Annotated in this window: 16 protein-coding genes; 12 read left to right on the top strand and 4 right to left on the bottom strand. The window is 67.5% G+C overall.

Translation table 11 applies throughout. The features are described 5' to 3' along the window. Nucleotides 1-14 precede the first annotated feature (14 nt). On the top strand, nt 15-1,040 hold the full coding sequence (locus IG196_RS22245) for a hypothetical protein (RefSeq protein ID WP_192193041.1): 1,026 nt from the start codon (nt 15-17) through the stop codon (nt 1,038-1,040). 25 nt (nt 1,041-1,065) lie between these two features. Here IG196_RS22245 and rsgA read toward each other — a convergent pair whose 3' ends face one another. Genes rsgA through IG196_RS22230 form a run of 3 tightly spaced genes read right to left on the bottom strand, consistent with a single transcriptional unit; the run spans nt 1,066 to nt 3,691 of the window. Next, nucleotides 1,066-2,025, bottom strand: coding sequence for a ribosome small subunit-dependent GTPase A (rsgA, locus tag IG196_RS22240; RefSeq protein ID WP_101489329.1), 960 nt, complete (start codon nt 2,023-2,025; stop codon nt 1,066-1,068). 12 nt (nt 2,026-2,037) lie between these two features. Continuing rightward, on the bottom strand, nt 2,038-2,388 hold the full coding sequence (locus IG196_RS22235) for a 4a-hydroxytetrahydrobiopterin dehydratase (protein WP_192193040.1): 351 nt from the start codon (nt 2,386-2,388) through the stop codon (nt 2,038-2,040). A 37-nt stretch (nt 2,389-2,425) separates the two neighbouring features. Then, nucleotides 2,426-3,691, bottom strand: coding sequence for a M48 family metallopeptidase (locus IG196_RS22230; protein ID WP_192197111.1), 1,266 nt, complete (start codon nt 3,689-3,691; stop codon nt 2,426-2,428). Between the two features lie 62 nt (nt 3,692-3,753). On the opposite strand from IG196_RS22230, the gene orn reads away from it, so the two are divergent. The 6 genes from orn to IG196_RS22200 all read left to right on the top strand — a co-directional run bounded on the left by orn (nt 3,754) and on the right by IG196_RS22200 (nt 10,521). Continuing rightward, nucleotides 3,754-4,350: an oligoribonuclease gene (gene orn, locus IG196_RS22225; protein WP_070062329.1), complete on the top strand. Its 597-nt coding sequence runs from the start codon at nt 3,754-3,756 to the stop codon at nt 4,348-4,350. A gap of 251 nt (nt 4,351-4,601) precedes the next feature. After that, nucleotides 4,602-6,563: a DEAD/DEAH box helicase gene (locus tag IG196_RS22220; RefSeq protein ID WP_101489330.1), complete on the top strand. Its 1,962-nt coding sequence runs from the start codon at nt 4,602-4,604 to the stop codon at nt 6,561-6,563. A gap of 215 nt (nt 6,564-6,778) precedes the next feature. Then, complete coding sequence (locus IG196_RS22215; RefSeq protein ID WP_192193039.1) at nt 6,779-7,852, top strand: NAD/NADP-dependent octopine/nopaline dehydrogenase family protein; 1,074 nt, start codon at nt 6,779-6,781, stop codon at nt 7,850-7,852. Continuing rightward, complete coding sequence (locus IG196_RS22210) at nt 7,842-8,846, top strand: 3-hydroxybutyryl-CoA dehydrogenase (RefSeq protein ID WP_192193038.1); 1,005 nt, start codon at nt 7,842-7,844, stop codon at nt 8,844-8,846. Before IG196_RS22215 ends, IG196_RS22210 begins: the two co-directional genes overlap by 11 nt. Continuing rightward, nucleotides 8,843-9,646 (top strand): alpha/beta fold hydrolase, encoded by an 804-nt coding sequence (locus IG196_RS22205; protein ID WP_192193037.1) that lies wholly within the window; start codon nt 8,843-8,845, stop codon nt 9,644-9,646. The genes IG196_RS22210 and IG196_RS22205 overlap by 4 nt, the downstream gene beginning before the upstream one ends. Then, on the top strand, nt 9,643-10,521 hold the full coding sequence (locus IG196_RS22200) for a quinone oxidoreductase family protein (protein ID WP_192193036.1): 879 nt from the start codon (nt 9,643-9,645) through the stop codon (nt 10,519-10,521). Before IG196_RS22205 ends, IG196_RS22200 begins: the two co-directional genes overlap by 4 nt. On the opposite strand, the gene IG196_RS22195 is transcribed toward IG196_RS22200, so the two are convergent. After that, nucleotides 10,518-10,994 carry a MarR family winged helix-turn-helix transcriptional regulator gene (locus IG196_RS22195; RefSeq protein WP_153282557.1) on the bottom strand — a complete coding sequence of 159 codons (477 nt, stop codon included), beginning with the start codon at nt 10,992-10,994 and terminating at the stop codon, nt 10,518-10,520. The two genes, IG196_RS22200 and IG196_RS22195, sit on opposite strands and share 4 nt — an antisense overlap. Before the next feature lie 144 nt (nt 10,995-11,138). Between IG196_RS22195 and IG196_RS22190 the strand changes: the two genes are divergently transcribed. From IG196_RS22190 to IG196_RS22170, 5 genes are read left to right on the top strand one after another with little or no spacing between them, the layout of a single operon-like run. After that, complete coding sequence (locus IG196_RS22190; RefSeq protein WP_192193035.1) at nt 11,139-13,331, top strand: indolepyruvate ferredoxin oxidoreductase subunit alpha; 2,193 nt, start codon at nt 11,139-11,141, stop codon at nt 13,329-13,331. Between the two features lie 4 nt (nt 13,332-13,335). Then, nucleotides 13,336-14,841: an indolepyruvate oxidoreductase subunit beta family protein gene (locus tag IG196_RS22185; RefSeq protein WP_192193034.1), complete on the top strand. Its 1,506-nt coding sequence runs from the start codon at nt 13,336-13,338 to the stop codon at nt 14,839-14,841. Nucleotides 14,842-14,862: 21 nt separating this feature from the next. Next, complete coding sequence (locus IG196_RS22180; RefSeq protein WP_192193033.1) at nt 14,863-15,849, top strand: PDR/VanB family oxidoreductase; 987 nt, start codon at nt 14,863-14,865, stop codon at nt 15,847-15,849. Between the two features lie 31 nt (nt 15,850-15,880). Continuing rightward, a complete protein-coding gene (locus IG196_RS22175; RefSeq protein WP_192193032.1) occupies nt 15,881-17,194 on the top strand; it encodes an aromatic ring-hydroxylating dioxygenase subunit alpha in 1,314 nt (437 codons plus the stop codon). Continuing rightward, the gene (locus tag IG196_RS22170) at nt 17,194-17,682 is read left to right on the top strand and encodes an aromatic-ring-hydroxylating dioxygenase subunit beta (protein WP_192193031.1); all 489 of its coding nucleotides are present in this window, start codon (nt 17,194-17,196) and stop codon (nt 17,680-17,682) included. Before IG196_RS22175 ends, IG196_RS22170 begins: the two co-directional genes overlap by 1 nt. Nucleotides 17,683-17,692 lie beyond the last annotated feature (10 nt).

Genomic DNA, 17,692 nt, shown 5'->3' with positions numbered 1-17,692 from the left:
GAGAAAGCTTGTCGATGTCGACCCTTCATGCCGATCCGCGCGCCATTGCCTGCGCATCGTTCTGGCAAGCCTTGAGCGACAAGCTCGAGAGCCTGCAGTCCTTGTCCGGCCCTGCACTCGTGGGCGAATTGAATGCGCTGCTGCAGCCCTTCTTTCCGAATCTGGCGGCCGAAGTACTGGGCGACCCGCCGGCTTTCACGCTCGTGCTGACAGCGCACGGCGCTGAAGACGACTTCGAGGACCTCATGGCGCTGGTGCGCAGCGCGCCCCCGTTGCCCCAGGTCGCGGTGGAGGCCTTCCGGCAGCGCATGCGCGAAGGGTTCAGCATGCGCATGAACGACTTCGAACTGGCCAGCTCGGACGTGCTCGTGAAGCACGAGCCCTACAGGGGGCGGGTGGCGCTGGAGCTCGGCTTTGCCAAGCCCATTCCGATGGACATGCAGGATCACGCGCGCCACATGAGCCTGATCATGCTCGACCACATCCTGGGCGAGTACGACTTCGCCGTGAAGGTCGGGCCGGTCGATCATGTCGAGGCCGATGCGCAAGTGGATTTCGATGGCGTGCCGCTCGACGACTTCGTGGCGCTGTTCGATGCATGCTGGCGCGAGGATCTGGGCCACACCGGCGTGTTTCCCGCAGGCGAGCACGGCTGGTCCGGCCTGACCGCCACGCGCACCGCCGAGGACGGCACCGAGGTCGAGGCGGTCGTCATGCGAAACGATGCCGCGACCGCGCTGCTCGGGCGCGCCGACCTCGGGCATCGGCTCTCGGCCGCCGTCCCCGTCGAATCGGGCGAAGAACTGGACGAGGCCCGTGTCTACGAAGACCGGCTGACCGCGCTGCTGCAGACGCACGGCGAAGGCTGCTGCACGCACATCGTGCTGGAGGAGGGCGTTCGCACCGTTCACTTCCATGTGGCCGATCCACAGGTGGCCATTGCGCATGCGCAATCGGTTCAGGACGCGTTGGAATTGCCGGTGACGCTGGCCCTTGCCTTCGACCCGACCTGGAAGTCGTACCGCACCTGGCTGGCCTGAGCACGGCCGGCCCCTCGGTGCGTCGTCAGTAGCGCGTCTGGCTCAGCTCGGCGAACAGCTCGCCGTAGATCCTGTAGCGCGAGGCGCTGATCGGTCCGGGTTGCGTCGCCGTCTCGACGTTCGAGATCACGCCGCAGCCGGGTTCGTGCAGGTGGGTGCAGTTGTAGAACTTGCAGTCGCCCGTGTGCTCGGCGATGTCTGGCATCAGGCCGGCGAGCTGCATCGGCTCGATGTGGTTCAGGCCGAATTCCTGGAAGCCCGGCGAGTCGATGAGGCCGGTGGTGCGGGCCTCGTCGATCCAGTACCAGGTGGTGCTGGTGGTCGTGTGCTTGCCCGAGTTGAGCGCCTGCGAAATCTCTTGCGTCAGCACGCTCGCACCGGGCACCAGCAGGTTGGTGAGCGTGCTCTTGCCCGAGCCCGAGGGGCCGAGCACCAGGGTCGACTTGCCCGCCAGCAGCTTCATCAACGACGCGTAGTCGGTCTCGCCCGAGGCCTTGAGCGACAGCGGCAGCACGCCGTGGTGCATGCGGCGGTAGGGCGCCAGCTTGTTCCAGGCGCGCGCAAAAGGTTCGACGAGGTCGCTCTTGTTGAGCGCGATGATGGGCGTGATGCGTTGGGCCTCGGCCGCGATCAGCGCGCGTGCCAACTGGTGTTCAGAAAACTCCGGCTCGGCCGCGATCAGGATCAGCACATGGTCGAGGTTGGCCGCGAACGACTTGGTGCGGATCTCGTCCTGCCGGTAGAAGAGGTTGCGGCGCGGCAGCACCTCTTCGATGGTGCCTTCGTCTTCGGTGGCCTGCCAGCGCACGCGGTCGCCGACCACGGCCTGGCTCTTCTTGCCGCGCGGATGGCAGATCAGCCGCTCGCCCGTGGGCGTTTCGACGAGGCAGTGACGCCCGTGGCTGGCGACGACGAGGCCGTCGTGGTGCGCCTTCCCCGTGTTGTGTGCTGCGGGGGTGAAGGCGGCGCGGCCCGGCTTAGCCACAGGCGTGTGTCCTCATGCGGCGGGGCTCGCAACCACCGCGTCGGCTTGTCGCGCGCAATCGAAATCGGTGACCGAAAGGCCGTTCACGTCGTGCGTGTTGAAGCGCACGACGCAGCGGTTGTAGTGCACCGACAGGTCGGGATGGTGGTCCTGCGTGTGGGCCACCATGGCCAGCGCGTTCACGAAGGCGATGGTCTCGAAGTAGTTCGCGAAGGTGAAGGTCTTTTCGATGGCGACATCGGCGCCGTCGCCGGTGAGCTTCCAGCCGTCGAGCTGGGCCAGGCCCGAGACGATCTCGGTGGCGCTCAGGGCTTTGCGGGGCGGGAGGTTTTTCCAGTCCTTGGGTTTGAACATGCTGTTCATGGTGCGCTTCGAAGAAGAAAGAATTTGAAGGAGCCGATCACGCCGCGGTCATGCGCGCAAGGCGCTCGGAGGCGGGCGGATGGGAGTAGTAGAACTTGACGAACACCGGGTCGGGCGTGAGCGTCGATGCGTTGTCCTGGTAGAGCTTGAGCAGGGCGGCCGACAGGTCGGCGCCGCTGGTCTGCGCCACGGCGTAGGCGTCGGCCTCGAACTCGTGCTTGCGCGACAGGCGCGCCGGCAGCGGGGCGACGAAGAAGCTGAACACCGGCACGGCCAGCATGAACAGCAGCAGCGCCAGCGCGTTGTTGGGCGCGGCCGGCGACAGGTTGGGCTGCACGCCCAGGCCCGCGTAGAACCAGACCTGGGTCGAGACCCAGCCCAGCAACGCGAAGCCGGCGAGGCTCAGCGCGAACATCGCGACCAGCCGCTTCACGATGTGGCGGTGCTTGAAGTGGCCCAGCTCGTGCGCGAGCACGGCCTCGACTTCGCCGGCGTTGAGCTGGCGCAGCAGCGTGTCGTAGAACACCACGCGCTTGCTGGCGCCGAAGCCGGTGAAGTAGGCATTGGCGTGCGCGCTGCGCGTGCTGCCGTCCATCACGAACAGGCCCTTGGCTGCGAAGCCGCAGCGCTTCATGAGCGCGGTGACGCGCGCCTTGAGCGTGGGGTCGTCCAGCGGCTTGAATTTGTTGAACAGCGGCGCGATGAAGGTCGGGTAGATCAGCATCAGCAGGAGGTTGAAGCCCATCCATGCGCCCCAGGCCCAGAGCCACCACAGCGTGCCGGCAGCGCCCATGAGCCACAGGATGAGCGCCGCGATCGGCAGCCCGATCAGCGCGCCGAGCAGCGTCGACTTGAGGGTGTCTGTGAGCCAGAGCTTCCAGGTCATCTTGTTGAAGCCGAAGCGCTCCTCGAGCCGGAAGGTCTGCCACAGCGTGAACGGCAGCTCCAGCAGGCCGCCGATGAGCGCAAAGGCCGCCAGCAGCGCCAGTTGCTGCACCATGCCGCCGCCCAGCCACACCAGCAGCAGCTTGTTCAGCATGTCGAGCCCGCCGAGCAGCGTCCAGCCCAGCAGCAGGGCGGCGCCCCAGGCCATCTCGATGAGCCCGAAGCGCGCCTTGGCGATGGTGTAGTCAGCGGCCTTCTGGTGCGCGGCCAGCGTGATGGTCTGCGCGAAGGCGGCCGGCACGGCGCCGCGGTGGCGCGCCACGTGGCGCACCTGGCGGGAAGCCAGCCAGAACTTCACGAGCAGGCCCGCAACGAGTGCCGTCGCAAAAGCGAGGGTGAAGATGAGTGAGTAGGACATCATGAAGCGGCGAGTTTAGTCCTCGCTAAACCGCGTCGCAGGCCTTCGACGACAATCCTGCGATGCCCGAATCCCTTGACCCGACGCCCCCCGCAGCCGCCCCCACCCTGAAGAAAAGCGACCAGAACCTGGTCTGGCTCGACTGCGAAATGAGCGGCCTCGACCCCGAGAAAGAGCGCCTGCTCGAGATCGCCGTGGTCGTCACCGGCCCCGACCTCACGCCCCGCATCGACGGCCCCGTGCTCGTCATCCACCAGAGCGACGCCGTGCTCGACGCCATGGACGCCTGGAACAAGGGCACCCACGGCCGCAGCGGCCTGATCGACAAGGTCAAGGCCTCCACGCTCGACGAAGCTGCGGCCGAGCAGCAGCTGCTCGAATTCATCGCCAAGTACATCCCCCGCAGCGGCTCGCCGATGTGCGGCAACACCATCGGGCAGGACCGCCGCTTCCTGGTCAAGTTCATGCCCAAGCTCGAGGCGTACTTCCACTACCGCAACCTCGACGTCAGCACCCTCAAGGAACTGGCCAAGCGCTGGAAGCCCGCGGCCTACACCGCCTTCAAGAAGCAGCAGGCGCACACCGCGCTGGCCGACGTGCACGAGTCCATCGAGGAGCTGGCGCACTACCGGGAAACCTTCCTGCGCTTGGTGGATTGATAACGATTAGGTGAAAACCCGAAGCCGTGCCATAATCGCAGGCTTCGCTGATTTGAACGCGTCTTTGGACACAGATCAGCGTCTCTTGCATCTCCCTATCTTGCACACCGCGCCCGATCGCATTCGCTGATCAAAAAGGGCCGCAGCCTCCGACGAAAGCCGGAAGTTGAATGTCGTTGGATGGTTGATGTTTTTAACCACCAACGGGGCGCCCGCCTACGGCAGCGCTCGCGTTTGAGATTGATATCTACATGACCGACGCTTTTGAAGCGCAGGGCGAACTCGCGCCTGTGCAATCCGCTACCCATAACGAATTCACCGCTGTCGCGGAAACCGTGTCCGAGGCTCCGATCCTCGACGCGCTCGACGCAGCCGCTCCCGAGATCGCTGCGGCCGAAGAGCCCAGCCTGCCCAACGGCTTCATCCGCCTGGGCCTCGCACCCGAACTGATCGCCGCCGTGGCCGACCTGGGTTTCACCCAGCCCACGACCGTGCAAGACAAGGTGATCCCGCTCGCCATGGGCGGCGAAGCCGGCCAGGACGGCAAGGCCCGTTTTGTCGACCTGATGGTTTCCAGCCAGACCGGTTCGGGCAAGACCGCAGCCTTCCTGCTGCCCGTGCTGCACACGCTGCTCAAGCGCCAGGCCGAAGCCGAAGCCGAAGCCAAGGCCGAGTTCCAGCGCCTGGCCGCTGAAGCTGCTGCCCGCGGCGAAGCGCCGCTCAAGAAGCCCAAGCGCAAGGACCCGACCAACACCCGTCATTTCAAGGCTGCCACCCCCGGCGCCCTGATCCTGTGCCCGACGCGCGAACTCGCGCAGCAAGTGGCACACGACGCCATCGAACTGGTTCGCCATTGCCGCGGCCTGCGCGTTGCCAACGTGGTGGGCGGCATGCCTTACCAGCTGCAGATCGCCAAGCTGCAGAACGCCGACCTCGTGGTTGCCACGCCGGGCCGTCTGCTCGACCTGCAGCGCTCGCAGCAGCTCAAGCTCGACCAGGTCAAGTTCCTGGTCGTCGACGAAGCCGACCGCATGCTCGACCTCGGCTTCTCCGACGACCTGGCCGAAGTCAACCAGCTCACCATCGAGCGCCAGCAGACGATGATGTTCAGCGCCACCTTCGCGCCGCGCATCCAGCAGCTGGCCCAGCGCGTCATGCGCGAGCCGCAGCGCATCACCATCGACAGCCCGCAAGAGAAGCACGCCAACATCAAGCAGTCGCTGTACTGGGCTGACAACAGCCAGCACAAGCGCAAGCTGCTCGACCACTGGCTGCGCGACACCAGCATCAACCAGGCGATCGTGTTCGCCAGCACGCAAGTCGAGTGCGACGGCCTCGCCAACGACCTGCAGCAAGAAGGCTTCAGCGCCGTCGCACTGCACGGCGCCCTGAGCCAGGGCCTGCGCAACCGCCGCCTGATGGCACTGCGTCAAGGCCAGGTGCAGATCCTGGTGGCCACCGACGTTGCCGCCCGCGGCATCGACGTGCCGACCATCACCCACGTCTTCAACTTCGGCCTGCCGATGAAGGCCGAGGACTACACCCACCGCATTGGCCGCACCGGCCGTGCCGGCCGCGATGGCCTGGCCATCACGTTTGCCGAGTTCCGCGATCGCCGCAAGATCATGGACATCGAGCAGTACAGCCGCCAGCAGTTCAAGGCGGAAGTGGTTGCCGGTCTTGAGCCGCAACAGCGCATGCCGCAATCGCGTCCCCCGATGGGCGAGTACCGCGGTGGCCGCGGCGACAACCAGTCGCGTGACCGCAAGTTCGGCAACGGCGGTGCAGGCGGCGGCGGTGGCGGTGGCTACCGCGGCAACAACGGCGGCGGCTATGCCGGCGCCAGCGGCTTCAACGACCGCAACGCACGTGGCCCGGCTCCGAGCCACGGTCACCAAGCCCCGCGCGGCTTCCAGGGCGGCGGCAACAACGCCGGCTTCGGCGGCGGTCGTGACGAAGGCGGCAATGGCGGCGGTGGTGGCGGCTACGGTCGCAAGCCGGGCTGGGGCGACAGCGCCCCGCGCGGTGGCCACGGCCATGGCGGCGGTCGCGGCGACGGCGGCTTCGCGCCCCGTGAAGGCTTTGCACCCCGCGAGGGCTTCGCCCCCCGCGAAGGTTTCGCACCGCGCGGCAATGGCGCCGGTCACGGTGGCCCGGGCAAGGTGTTCGTGCCCCGCGACGCGCAAAAGCGCGCGTTCAAGCCCAGCCGCTGATCGCCCCTGCAAGCGGCCTTGAAAAAGGCCGCTTCCCCCAAAAAGCCCGCGCTTCTCACGAACGCGGGCTTTTTCGTTGTCGGGTTTCCGAGCGGCCCGATCTGCATGAAGTTGGTTGACACCTGAATCGATGAAAAGTAATGTAATGGCGCATTGCTTCTCCCCGGTCCGTTCGCGGCTGCCGGTTCATCGACACCTGTTCTCGACTTTCGATCATGAAAATTGCGATCCTTGGGGGTGGCCACGGCGCCTATGCGGCTGCTGCGGACCTGTCTGAAACCGGCCATGAAGTGCGCCTGTGGCGCCGCGACGCCGCCGCGCTCGAACCCGTCGTGCAAGCCGGCGCGATCACGCTGAAAGACGCTGCCGGTGTGCGCGAGGTGCCCATCGCGCTCGCCACCGCCGACATCGGCGCGGCGCTGAAGGGCGCCGAGCTCATCGTCATTCCCACGCCCGCCATCGCCCAGCACGACATCGCGCTGGCCATGGCGCCGCACCTGGTCGACGGCCAGGTCGTGTTCCTGCCGCCGGGCACCTTCGGCAGCTACGTGATGGCGCAGGCGGTGAAGGCCGCCGGCAACCGCGCCGACGTGGCCTGGGCCGAGACCGGCACCTTGCCGTACCTTGCGCGCAAGCACGGCGAGCGCGAAGTCAACGTCACCATCCGCGCGATCCGCCTGCCCACCGGCGTCTACCCGGCGCGCAAGGAGGCGCAGGCTATCGAGGTGATCCGCCGCGCCTACCCGGCCGTGCACGGCTGCGGCGATGCGCTCTCGGGCGCGCTGATGAACGCCGGCCCCATCATCCACCCGCCGCTGATGGTGATGAACGCCGCGCCGCTGCAGCACTTCGAGCGCTGGGACATCCACAACGAAGGCACGCAGCGCGCCGTGCGCGACGTGACCGACCGGCTCGACCGCGAGCGCATGGCCGTGCGCGAGGCCTTCGGGCAGGGCGCGCCGCACTATCCGCTGGCCGACCACTACAACAACGACCAGTGGATGTACGGCGACGCGCACAAGCAACTCGTCAAGTCGGGCGACTGGCGCGAGAACATCGACCTGCACACGCACCGCTACATCACCGAAGACACCGAACTCGGCCTGGCCTTCCTGGCTTCTGCCGCGCGCCATGCGGGCGTGGATGCGCCCATTGCCCACGGCCTGCTGGCCATCGTCGGCGGCTTCCTCGGGCGCGACCTGCGCCAGGGCCCGCGCACCTTCGAAAGCCTGGGCCTCGCCAGCTTGAGCCCGACCCAGCTCAAGCAGAGGCTGCACGATGGCGAATGAGCCCGCGCCGCCGCGCTTCGCTGCCGTGGGCGCCGGCCGCATGGGCCGCGGCATCGCCATCGCCTTCGCCTATGCGGGCCATCGCATCTCGCTGATCGACCTGCGCCCGCGCACGCCCGAGGCCTGGCAGCGGCTGCGCGACGAGGCGCAAGCGGAAATCGCGGCGAGCCTTTCCGGTCTCGCGCAGCTCGGCGTGATCGACGCCTCGCAGGTCGAACGCATCGCCGCGCGCGTGGATTTCGTGAATGCAGCAGAAGCACCGCGCGCACTGGCCGCTGCCGAGCTGGTGTTCGAAGGCGTGCCCGAAACCATGGACGCCAAGCGCGAGGCCTTCGAGCACCTCAACCGCCATTGCAGCGACGACGCGATCCTCACCTCGACCACCAGCAGCATCCTCGTGACGCAGCTGGCCGCGCTGGTGCGGCGGCCCGAGCGCTTCCTGAACATGCACTGGCTCAACCCGGCCTACGTGATTCCCGTGGTCGAACTGAGCTGCCATCCCGGCACCGACGCCGGCGTGCTCGCACGCACGAAGGCACTGATGGAGGCCATCGGCAAGCTGCCCGTGGTCTGCGGCGCGTCGCCGGGCTACATCGTGCCGCGCCTGCAGGCGCTCGTGATGAACGAGGCGGCCCGCATGATCGAGGAAGGCGCTGCCACAGCGGAAGAGATAGACAAGGCCACGCGCTACGGCCTGGGCCTGCGCTTCGCGGCACTCGGTGTGGTCGAGTTCATCGACTTCGGCGGCTGCGACATCCTGCACCACGCGAGCCGCGAGATGTCGGTATCGCTCGACGCGGGGCGCTACACCGCGCCGGCCATCGTCGGGCGCATGGTCGAGGAAGGACGGCTCGGCCTCAAGACCGGTAGCGGCTTCTACGACTACGCGGGCCGCGACACCGCCGCCTACCGGCGCGACGTGCTCTCGCGCACGCTCGGCGAACTCAAGCACGCGGGCCTCTGGCGCGCACCGGCCGACGAGACGCTGTCATGACGATCCGCCGTGCCTTCGCCGACCTGTCGGTGGGGCAGGTGCACCACGCCGTGTGCGGCGACGCGCAGGCACCGGCCGTGCTGCTGCTGCACCAGTCGCCACGCAGCTGGGCCGAGTACCGCGAGGTGCTGCCGCGGATCGCCGGCGCAGGCTACCGCGCCATCGCGATGGACACGGCGGGCTTCGGCGATTCAGCCGACGGCGGCGTGCCCGCGAGCATTGCGCAGTGGGCGCGCGTTGCGTGCGAGCTGCTCGGTGCGCTCGGCATCGCGCGGGCCGACGTGGTCGGGCATCACACCGGCGGCGTGGTCGCGATCGAACTGGCCGCGGCATTTCCAGAGCGCGTGCGCAGCCTCGTGCTCTCGTCCACGTCGTACACCGACGAGGTGTTTCGCCGCGCCCGCGCGCAGCGTCCGCCCATCGACGAAGTAGCGCCCAGCGACGACGGCAGCCACCTCGCCGCGCTGTGGCAGAAGCGGCAGGCCTTCTATCCACCGGGGCGGCCCGACCTGCTCGAGGCCTTCGTGCGCGATGCGATGAAGGTCGGCCACCGTGTCGAAGAAGGGCACCGCGCCGTGGCCTCGTACCGCATGGAAGAGCGCATCGGCCGCGTCACGCAGCCGACGCTCATCGTGCGCGCCACGCTCGACCCCTTCGCCGCACCGCATGCGGCGGAGTTGCAGCATCAGCTGCCGCAGGCGCGCATCGTCGACATCGACGGCGGCATGGTGCCCTTGCCCGACCAGATGCCCGAGGCCTTCGCGCGCACGGTGCTCGACTTTCTGGCGACGCGGCCATGAAGGCCGTTCGCATCCATGGCTTCGATGCGGTGCCGTTGCTCGCAGACGTGGCCGACCCTGTGGCGCGACCCGGCCGCACACTCGTGCGCATGCAGGCCGCGACCGTCGGCCACATCGACCGCACCGTGTGGCAAGGCCGCTTCCTGCGGCATCCGCCGTTGCCTTACACGCCGGGCGTGGAAGCGGCGGGCATCGTCGTCGCGAGCGAGCGGTACGCCGTCGGGCAACGCGTGTGGTTGCGTGGCAGCGGATTGGGCACGCTGTTCGATGGCACCTGGTGCGAGCTGATCGATGCGCCCGACGACGCACTCGGCGTGCTGCCCGATGCCGTGCCGATGGCGCTCGGCGCAGCGTTCTTCTCGCCCACCACATCGGCCTGGGTCGCCTTGCATGACGTCGCCCGATTGAAGTCTGGAGAGCAAGTTCTGGTGACGGGCGCAAGCGGCGCGGTGGGTTCGTTGGTGATGCAGTTGACACGCGACGCGGGCTGCATTGCAACACCTGTCTATCCGAAGGCCGGAGCACCTGACGTCAGCAGCGCTGACCTGCTCATCGACACCGTCGGCGGCGACGTGCTCGCGAGCGCCTTGCCTGCCGTGCGCCCCGGCGGTCGCGCCGTGCTGATCGGCTACACCGCCGGCCCGACGCTGCTCCTGGACATCGCGCACTTCCTGCAGCGCGACGTAGCGCTGCTGCCGCTCAACATGTTCAGGCGCGAAGCTGCAGGCCGCGCAGCCGCTCCAGAGTTGCTTGCGCGCCTGGCCGACGGCCGACTGCATCTCGACGTGCAGCCCTTTTCGCTCACCGATGCCGCGTTGGCACTCGACTGGATTGCGCAACGTGGCCATCGCGGCCGCGCGGTGCTCGTGCCTTAGTCTTCGTCCGGCACCTCGACCGGCACATGCACATGCAGGTCGATCATCTGCCGCAGCGTCTGCTTGAGCTCTTCGGCGCGTCGCAGGCCGAAGGGCTCGAGCACGCGGCGCTCGTGTTCGCGCGCCAGTTCCATCAGGTGCTCGACCGCCTGCAGCCCCGCGGGCGTGATGCGCACCAGCGTGATGCGGCGATCACTTTCATGGGGCAGGCGTTCGACCTGGCCGCGCGCTTCCATGCGGTCGAGCAGCCGAGTCACCGTCGGCTGCTTGGTCACCGTCACCTGCGCGAGTTGGCCGATGCTGACTGCGTCGCTGCCCGCCAGCGACGCCATCACGCGCCACTCCGACACCGAGAAACCCTGCTGTCGCGCCACCTCGTGGAACTCCGAAGAGATCAGCTGGCTGGCCTGCGCCAGCAGCGCGGGCAGGTAGTCGTCGACGAAGCGATGCGTTTCCTTGAGCGGTTCAGACATGACGGTGCCTCCTGTTTGCCGCAGGCATGCGGATTGCATGGCTAGGGTAATTCATGATTGTGGATACATTCATTTCTAAACATTATAGGAACCGTGATGTGACCCCGGGGCCGCATCCTCCCACGAGAAAGAAGAAGGACATCCATGGCTGAGCGTTCGTTCGTCGAAGAAGTCAAGAAGCTGCGACTTACTGGTGGAGAAGTGTTCCGCGGCGAAGGCATTCTGGCCGTCACCAAGGCCCTGCTGGAGTCCGGCGTGTCGTATGTGGCGGGCTACCAAGGCGCTCCCATCTCGCATCTGATGGATGTGCTGGCCGATGCGCAAGACATCCTGGCCGACCATGGCATCCGCTTCGAGAACAGCGCCAGCGAAGCCACGGCCGCCGCCACGCTGGCCGCCTCCGTCAACTATCCGCTGCGCGGCGCGGTCACCTTCAAGGCGACGGTGGGCACCAACGTGGCGTCCGATGCATTGGCCAACCTGGCCTCGGGCGGCGTCACCGGTGGCGCGCTCATCATCGTGGGCGAGGACTACGGCGAAGGCTCGTCGATCATGCAGGAGCGCAGCCATGCGTTCGCCATGAAGTCGCAGATCTGGCTGCTCGATCCGCGGCCCAACCTGCCGAGCATCGTCGACGCGGTGAAGCAGGGCTTCGATCTCTCCGAAGCCAGCAACACGCCCGTGATGCTGCAGCTGCGCATCCGCGCCTGCCACGTGCACGGCCACTTCATCGCGGGTGACAACAAGCGCGCCAAGTTCACGCTGAAGGACGCGCTGGAGAACCCGCAGCGCGACGTCAGCCGCATCGTGCTGCCGCCCGCGAGCTTCGTGCACGAACAAGAGAAGGTGAAAGACCGCTGGCCCGCCGCCGTGCGCTTCATCGAGGAGCGCCAGCTCAACGAGTTCTTCTCCGAAGACGCCGACGACATCGGCATCATCGTGCAGGGCGGCAGCTACAACACGCTGCTGCGCGCACTCGAACGCCTGGGCCTGGCCGACGTGTATGGCGAGACGCGCGTGCCGCTGTACGTGATGAACGTGGCCTACCCCGTCATCGAGAGCGAAGTCATCCGCTTCTGCGAAGGCAAGCGCGCCGTGCTCATCGTGGAAGAAGGCCAGCCGAACTTCGTCGAGCAGAACCTCGCCACCATCCTGCGCCAGGCCGGCTCCACCACCGCGCTGCACGGCAAGGACATGCTGCCCGTGGCCGGCGAGTACACGACGCTCGAACTGCTCAAGGGCACACGCACCTTCTGCGAGCGCTACGAACGCCTTGCGCCGCTGCCCGTGCCCGTACCGGTGCGCAAGGTGATTCCGCTGAAGGAAGTGGCGGCCATCGGCGTCGACGATGCACCCGAGCCCGCGCAGCTGTCGAGTGCGCTCGGCGACGTGGTGCATTCGCGCCCGCCGGGCTTTTGCACCGGCTGCCCCGAGCGCCCGATCTTCAGCGCCATGAAGCTGGTCGAGCGCGAACTCGGTGCGCACCACGTGAGCGCCGACATCGGCTGCCACCTGTTCTCGATCCTGCCGCCGTTCAACATCGGCAACACGACGATGGGCTACGGCCTCGGCGGCGCAGGCGCTTCGGCGCTCAACGCACCGGCCGGCAAGCGCGCGATCTCGATGATGGGCGACGGCGGCTTCTGGCACAACGGCCTGACGAGCGGCGTGGCCAATGCGGTCTTCAACAAGAGCGACAACCTCACCATCATTGTCGACAACAACTACACCTCGGCCACGGGCGGGCAGGACATCCTCTCGTCGACCGCCGTCAACAAGACGCGCAGCACCGGCCACGAAATCGAACGCGCCGTGCGCGGCGTGGGTGTCGAATGGGTGAAGACGATACGCCGCACCTACGACGTCGCCGGCATGCGCGACGCGCTCAAAGACGCACTCACCACCACGAAGAAGGGCCCCAAGGTCCTCATTGCCCAGTCGGAGTGCATGCTCAACAAGCAGCGCCGCGAGAAGCCACTGGTGCGCAAGGCCATCGCCGACGGCAAGCGCATGGTGCGCGACAAGTTCGGCGTCGATGCCGACACCTGCACCGGCGACCACTCGTGCATCCGCCTCTCGGGCTGCCCCTCGCTGTCGATCAAGCCCAACCCCGATCCGCTGCGCATCGACCCCGTCGCCACCGTGCTCGACAGCTGCGTGGGCTGCGGCAACTGCGGCGACGTCTCGCACGCTGCCGTGCTGTGCCCCTCGTTCTACAAGGCGCAGGTCGTGAGCAACCCGACCGCATGGGACCGCTTCCGCCAGCGCGTGCGCACCACCGTCATCGGCTGGATGCAGCGCGGCGATGCGCGCCGCCGTGACGCCTATGCCTTCTGACGCCATGACGAACAAGGTTCAACCGATAAAGATCGCCATCCTCGCCATGGGCGGGGAGGGCGGCGGCGTGCTCGCCGACTGGATCGTCGACATGGGCGAGGCCAACGGCTACGTCGCCCAGACCACCTCCGTGCCCGGCGTGGCCCAGCGCACCGGCGCGACCATCTACTACGTCGAGCTGTACCCCGATGCGCAGGCCCACGCCGACGGCGGACGCCCCGTGCTCGCGCTGATGCCGCTGCCGGGCGACGTCGACGTGGTGCTCGCTTCCGAGCTCATGGAAGCGGGCCGCGCGGTGCAGCGCGGGCTGGTCACGCGCGACCGCACCACGCTCATCGCTTCGACGCACCGCGTTTTCTCCATCGCCGAGAAGAGCGCCATGGGCGACGGCCGCGTCGACAGCGACCAGCTGCTCGCCCACACCGCACGCGCCGCCAAGCGCTTCATCCGTTTCGACATGGCACAGGCTGCTGAAGCCTCGGGCAGCGTGATCAGCGCCGTGCTGTTCGGCACGCTCGCGGGCTCGGGCGTGCTGCCCTTCGGCCGCGCGCAGTTCGAGGCCACCATCGAGCGCGGCGGCGTGGGCGTGAAGCCCAGCCTCAAGGCCTTCGGTGCGGCGTTCGATCGCGCCCAGGACGGCGACGACGGCGAACCCGCCAAGGTCGCACCGGCCGCCACGCCCGCACCGCAACCGCGCCACCCGGCCGTACGTGCGCTGGTCGAGCGCGTGCAGCGCGACTTTCCGCTGCCCGCGCAAGACTTCCTGCTCGAAGGCGTTCGCCGCCTCATCGACTACCAGGACCTGGCCTACGCCGGCCTCTACCTCGACCGCATGGCCGCCGTTGCCAAACTGCCCGACGACGCCCACCGCCTGCTGCGCGAAACCGCGCGCCACCTCGCGCTGTGGATGTCCTACGAAGACACGGCCCGCGTCGCCGCCCTGAAGACCCGCGCGACCCGCTTCGAGCGCGTGCGCGGCGAGGCCGGCGTGCAGCCGGGCCAGGTGCTCGCCATTCATGAGTACATGCACCCGCGCCTGCAGGAAATCTGCGAGACGCTGCCCGGCGGCATCGGCCGCTGGCTCATGCACTCCACCTTGCCGAAGAAGATCGTCGAGCGCTTCACGCAGCACGGCCGCGTGATCCGCACCAGCTCGCTGCGCGGCTATCTGATGCTGCGCACCGTGGCCGCGATGAAGCGCTGGCGCCGCTCGACGATGCGTTACGCCGACGAAAACCGCCGCATCGAAGAGTGGCTGCAACGCATCGCCGCCACCGCGCAGCGCAACCCCGCGCTCGCCGTCGAACTCGCCCAGTGCCAGCGTCTGGTCAAGGGCTACAGCGACACGCACGAGCGCGGCCTGCGCAACTACGACACCGTGATGCGCGCGTTCGAACGTGCAGGTGCCGCACTGGCGCCCGCCACCTTGCGCGAACTGCGCGACGCCGCGCTCGCCGACGAACACGGCCACAAGCTGCAAGCCGCGCTGGCGCAGCACGCATTGGCCTGAAGAGACGAAGGGACCTGCCCCATGACCGCCTCCACGCTCCAGCTTCGCGTCGTCGAAGCGCGCGCCCTCAACCCGCTGATCCGCCTGCTGCGCTTGCGTGCCGAAGACGCCCGTGCGCTGCCCGGCTTCGCCGCCGGCGCGCACATCCGCGTGCAGGTGACGCTGGCCGATGGCACCACCGATTGGCGCCACTACTCGCTCATCAACTTCGCGACCGAGCGCAACGCCACCAACGCCCCGACCGACTACGTGATCGCCGTGCGCAAGGAGGCCGAAGGCCGCGGCGGCTCGCGCTTCATGCACGAAGGGTTGGCCGAGGGCAGCGTGCTCACCATCGAGCCGCCGAAGAATGACTTTCCGCTGCACACCGGCCCGGGTGGCTCGGTGCTGGTGGCCGGCGGCATCGGCGTGACGCCGCTCGCGTCGATGGCTGCGCGCCGCCGTGCCGAAGGCGCCGCCGTGCGCATGCACTACGCCGGCCGCAGCCGCGACCTCATGGCCTTCCTGCCCGAGCTGCAGGCGCTGCTGGGCGACGATTTGCGCGTGCATGCCGACGCCGAGGCCGGCGCGCCGCTCGACATCGACGCGCTGCTTGACGGCGTGCCCGCCGGCGACCGCCTCTACGTCTGCGGCCCCAAGGTCATGCTCGACGCCGTGCTCGCCCGCACCCAGGCCCGCGGCTGGGAACACGACCGCGTGCACTTCGAGCTCTTCACCGAACCCGTCGTGGAGGAGGGCGACCAGCCCTTCGAGGTAGAGCTTGCCCAGTCGGGCCAGCGCTTCACCGTGCCGGTCGGCCAGAGCATCCTCGACTGCCTCATCGAACACGGCTGCGACCCGATGTTCGATTGCAAGCGCGGCGAGTGCGGCGTGTGCGCCGTGCCCGTGATCGAGGGCGAGATCGACCACCGCGACTACGTGCTCACCGCCCGCGAGAAAGCGGAAGGCACCGTCATGCAGATCTGCATCTCGCGCGCCAAGGGTGCGCGCCTGGTGCTCGACCTCTGAAAAGAAAAGCCAGGAAGGAGCCAGGAGAACCATGCCTTCGTACCGAGACAACCCCGATGCCGTTCGCGCGCTCGTGCAGAACGACCGCGTGCACCGCGACCTGTACATCAGCCAGGACCTCTTCGCGCTGGAGCAGGAACACTTCTTCGCCAACACTTGGAACTACGTCGGGCACGAGAGCCAGCTGCCGAAGTCGGGCGACTGGATCACCAACGAGATCGCGGGCCGCCCGCTGATCGTCGTGCGCCACAGCGACGGCAGCGTGCGCGTCATGATGAACCGCTGCGCCCACAAGGGCTCGCGCCTCGTGAACGGGCCCTGCGGCAACACCGGCAAGTTCTTTCGCTGCCCGTACCACGCCTGGACCTTCAAGACCGACGGCGCGCCGCTGGCCATTCCGCTGAAGACCGGCTACGAGCACACCCAGCTGCACGAGTGCGAGTCGGGCAAGGGCCTCACCCCCGTGAAGCACGTGCGCAGCCACCGCGGCTTCATCTTCGTGAAGATCAACGACGCGGGCCCCGACTTCGATGAGTACTTCGGCGATTCGCTCAGTTCCATCGACAACATGGCCGACCGCTCGCCCGAGGGCGAGCTCGAAATCGCCGGCGGCTGCCTGCGCTTCATGCACCAGTGCAACTGGAAGATGTTCGTCGAGAACCTCAACGACACCATGCACCCCATGGTGGCGCACGAGTCGTCGGCCGGCACCGCCAAGCGCATGTGGGCCGACAAGCCCGAAGACGAACCCAAGCCCATGGCCGTGGAGCAGTTCGTGCCCTTCATGTCCGACTACAAGTTCTTCGAGGACATGGGCATCCGCACGTATGACCACGGCCACAGCTTCACGGGCGTGCACTTCAGCATCCACAGCAAGTACAAGGCGATCCCCGCATACGACGACGCCATGAAGGCGCGCTACGGCGAAGAGAAAACGGCGCAGATCCTCGGCATGGCTCGGCACAACACCGTGTACTACCCGAACCTCACGATCAAGGGCGCCATCCAGGCGATTCGCGTGGTGAAGCCCATCTCGGCCAACCAGACGCTCATCGAGAGCTGGACCTTCCGTCTCAAGGGCGCGCCGCCCGAGCTGCTGCAGCGCACCACCATGTACAACCGCCTCATCAACTCGCCGTTCTCGGTGGTGGGCCACGACGACCTGCAGGCCTATCGCGGCATGCAGGCCGGCCTGCACGCGAGCGGCAACGAGTGGGTGAGCCTGCACCGCGACTACGACGAATCGGAGCTGAAGGGCGGCGAGATCACCACGGGCGGCACCAACGAGCTGCCCATGCGCAACCAGTACCGCAGCTGGGTCGAACGCATGACGGAGACGATGTAATGGCCGCCCTCGACATCACCCGCCAGGACCTCGTCGACTTCGTCGTCAACGAAGCGCGCCTGCTCGACACCCGCCGCTACGAGGAGTGGAACGCGCTCTTCACCGACGACGCGTTCTACTGGATTCCGCTCGTGCCCGAGCAGGAAGACGGCCTCAACCACACCTCGCACCTGTACGAAGACAAGCTGCTGCGCGAGCTGCGCATCGAGCGCCTCAAGAGCCCGCGCGCGTTTTCGCAACAGCCGCAGAGCCGCTGCCACCACCTGCTGCAGGTGCCCGTGGTCGAGACCTTCGACACCGAGGCCCAGCGCTTCGTGGTGCGCACCGAATTCCACTACACCGAATCGCAGGGCGACGAGCTCCAGTTCTACGTCGGCACTTTTTTCCATCACCTCACGGTGCAGGACGGCGCGCTGCGCATGACGCTCAAGCGTGTCGACCTGCTCAACTGCGACGCGGCCCTGCCGGCCGTACAGCTCTTCATCTAGCAAGGACGCG

Origin of the sequence: Variovorax sp. 38R (genome assembly GCF_014843395.1) — a bacterium.
GTDB lineage: Bacteria > Pseudomonadota > Gammaproteobacteria > Burkholderiales > Burkholderiaceae_C > Variovorax > Variovorax paradoxus_H.
Note: the sequence above shows the minus strand (reverse complement) of the source record. Positions and strands in the feature narration are given on the sequence as shown.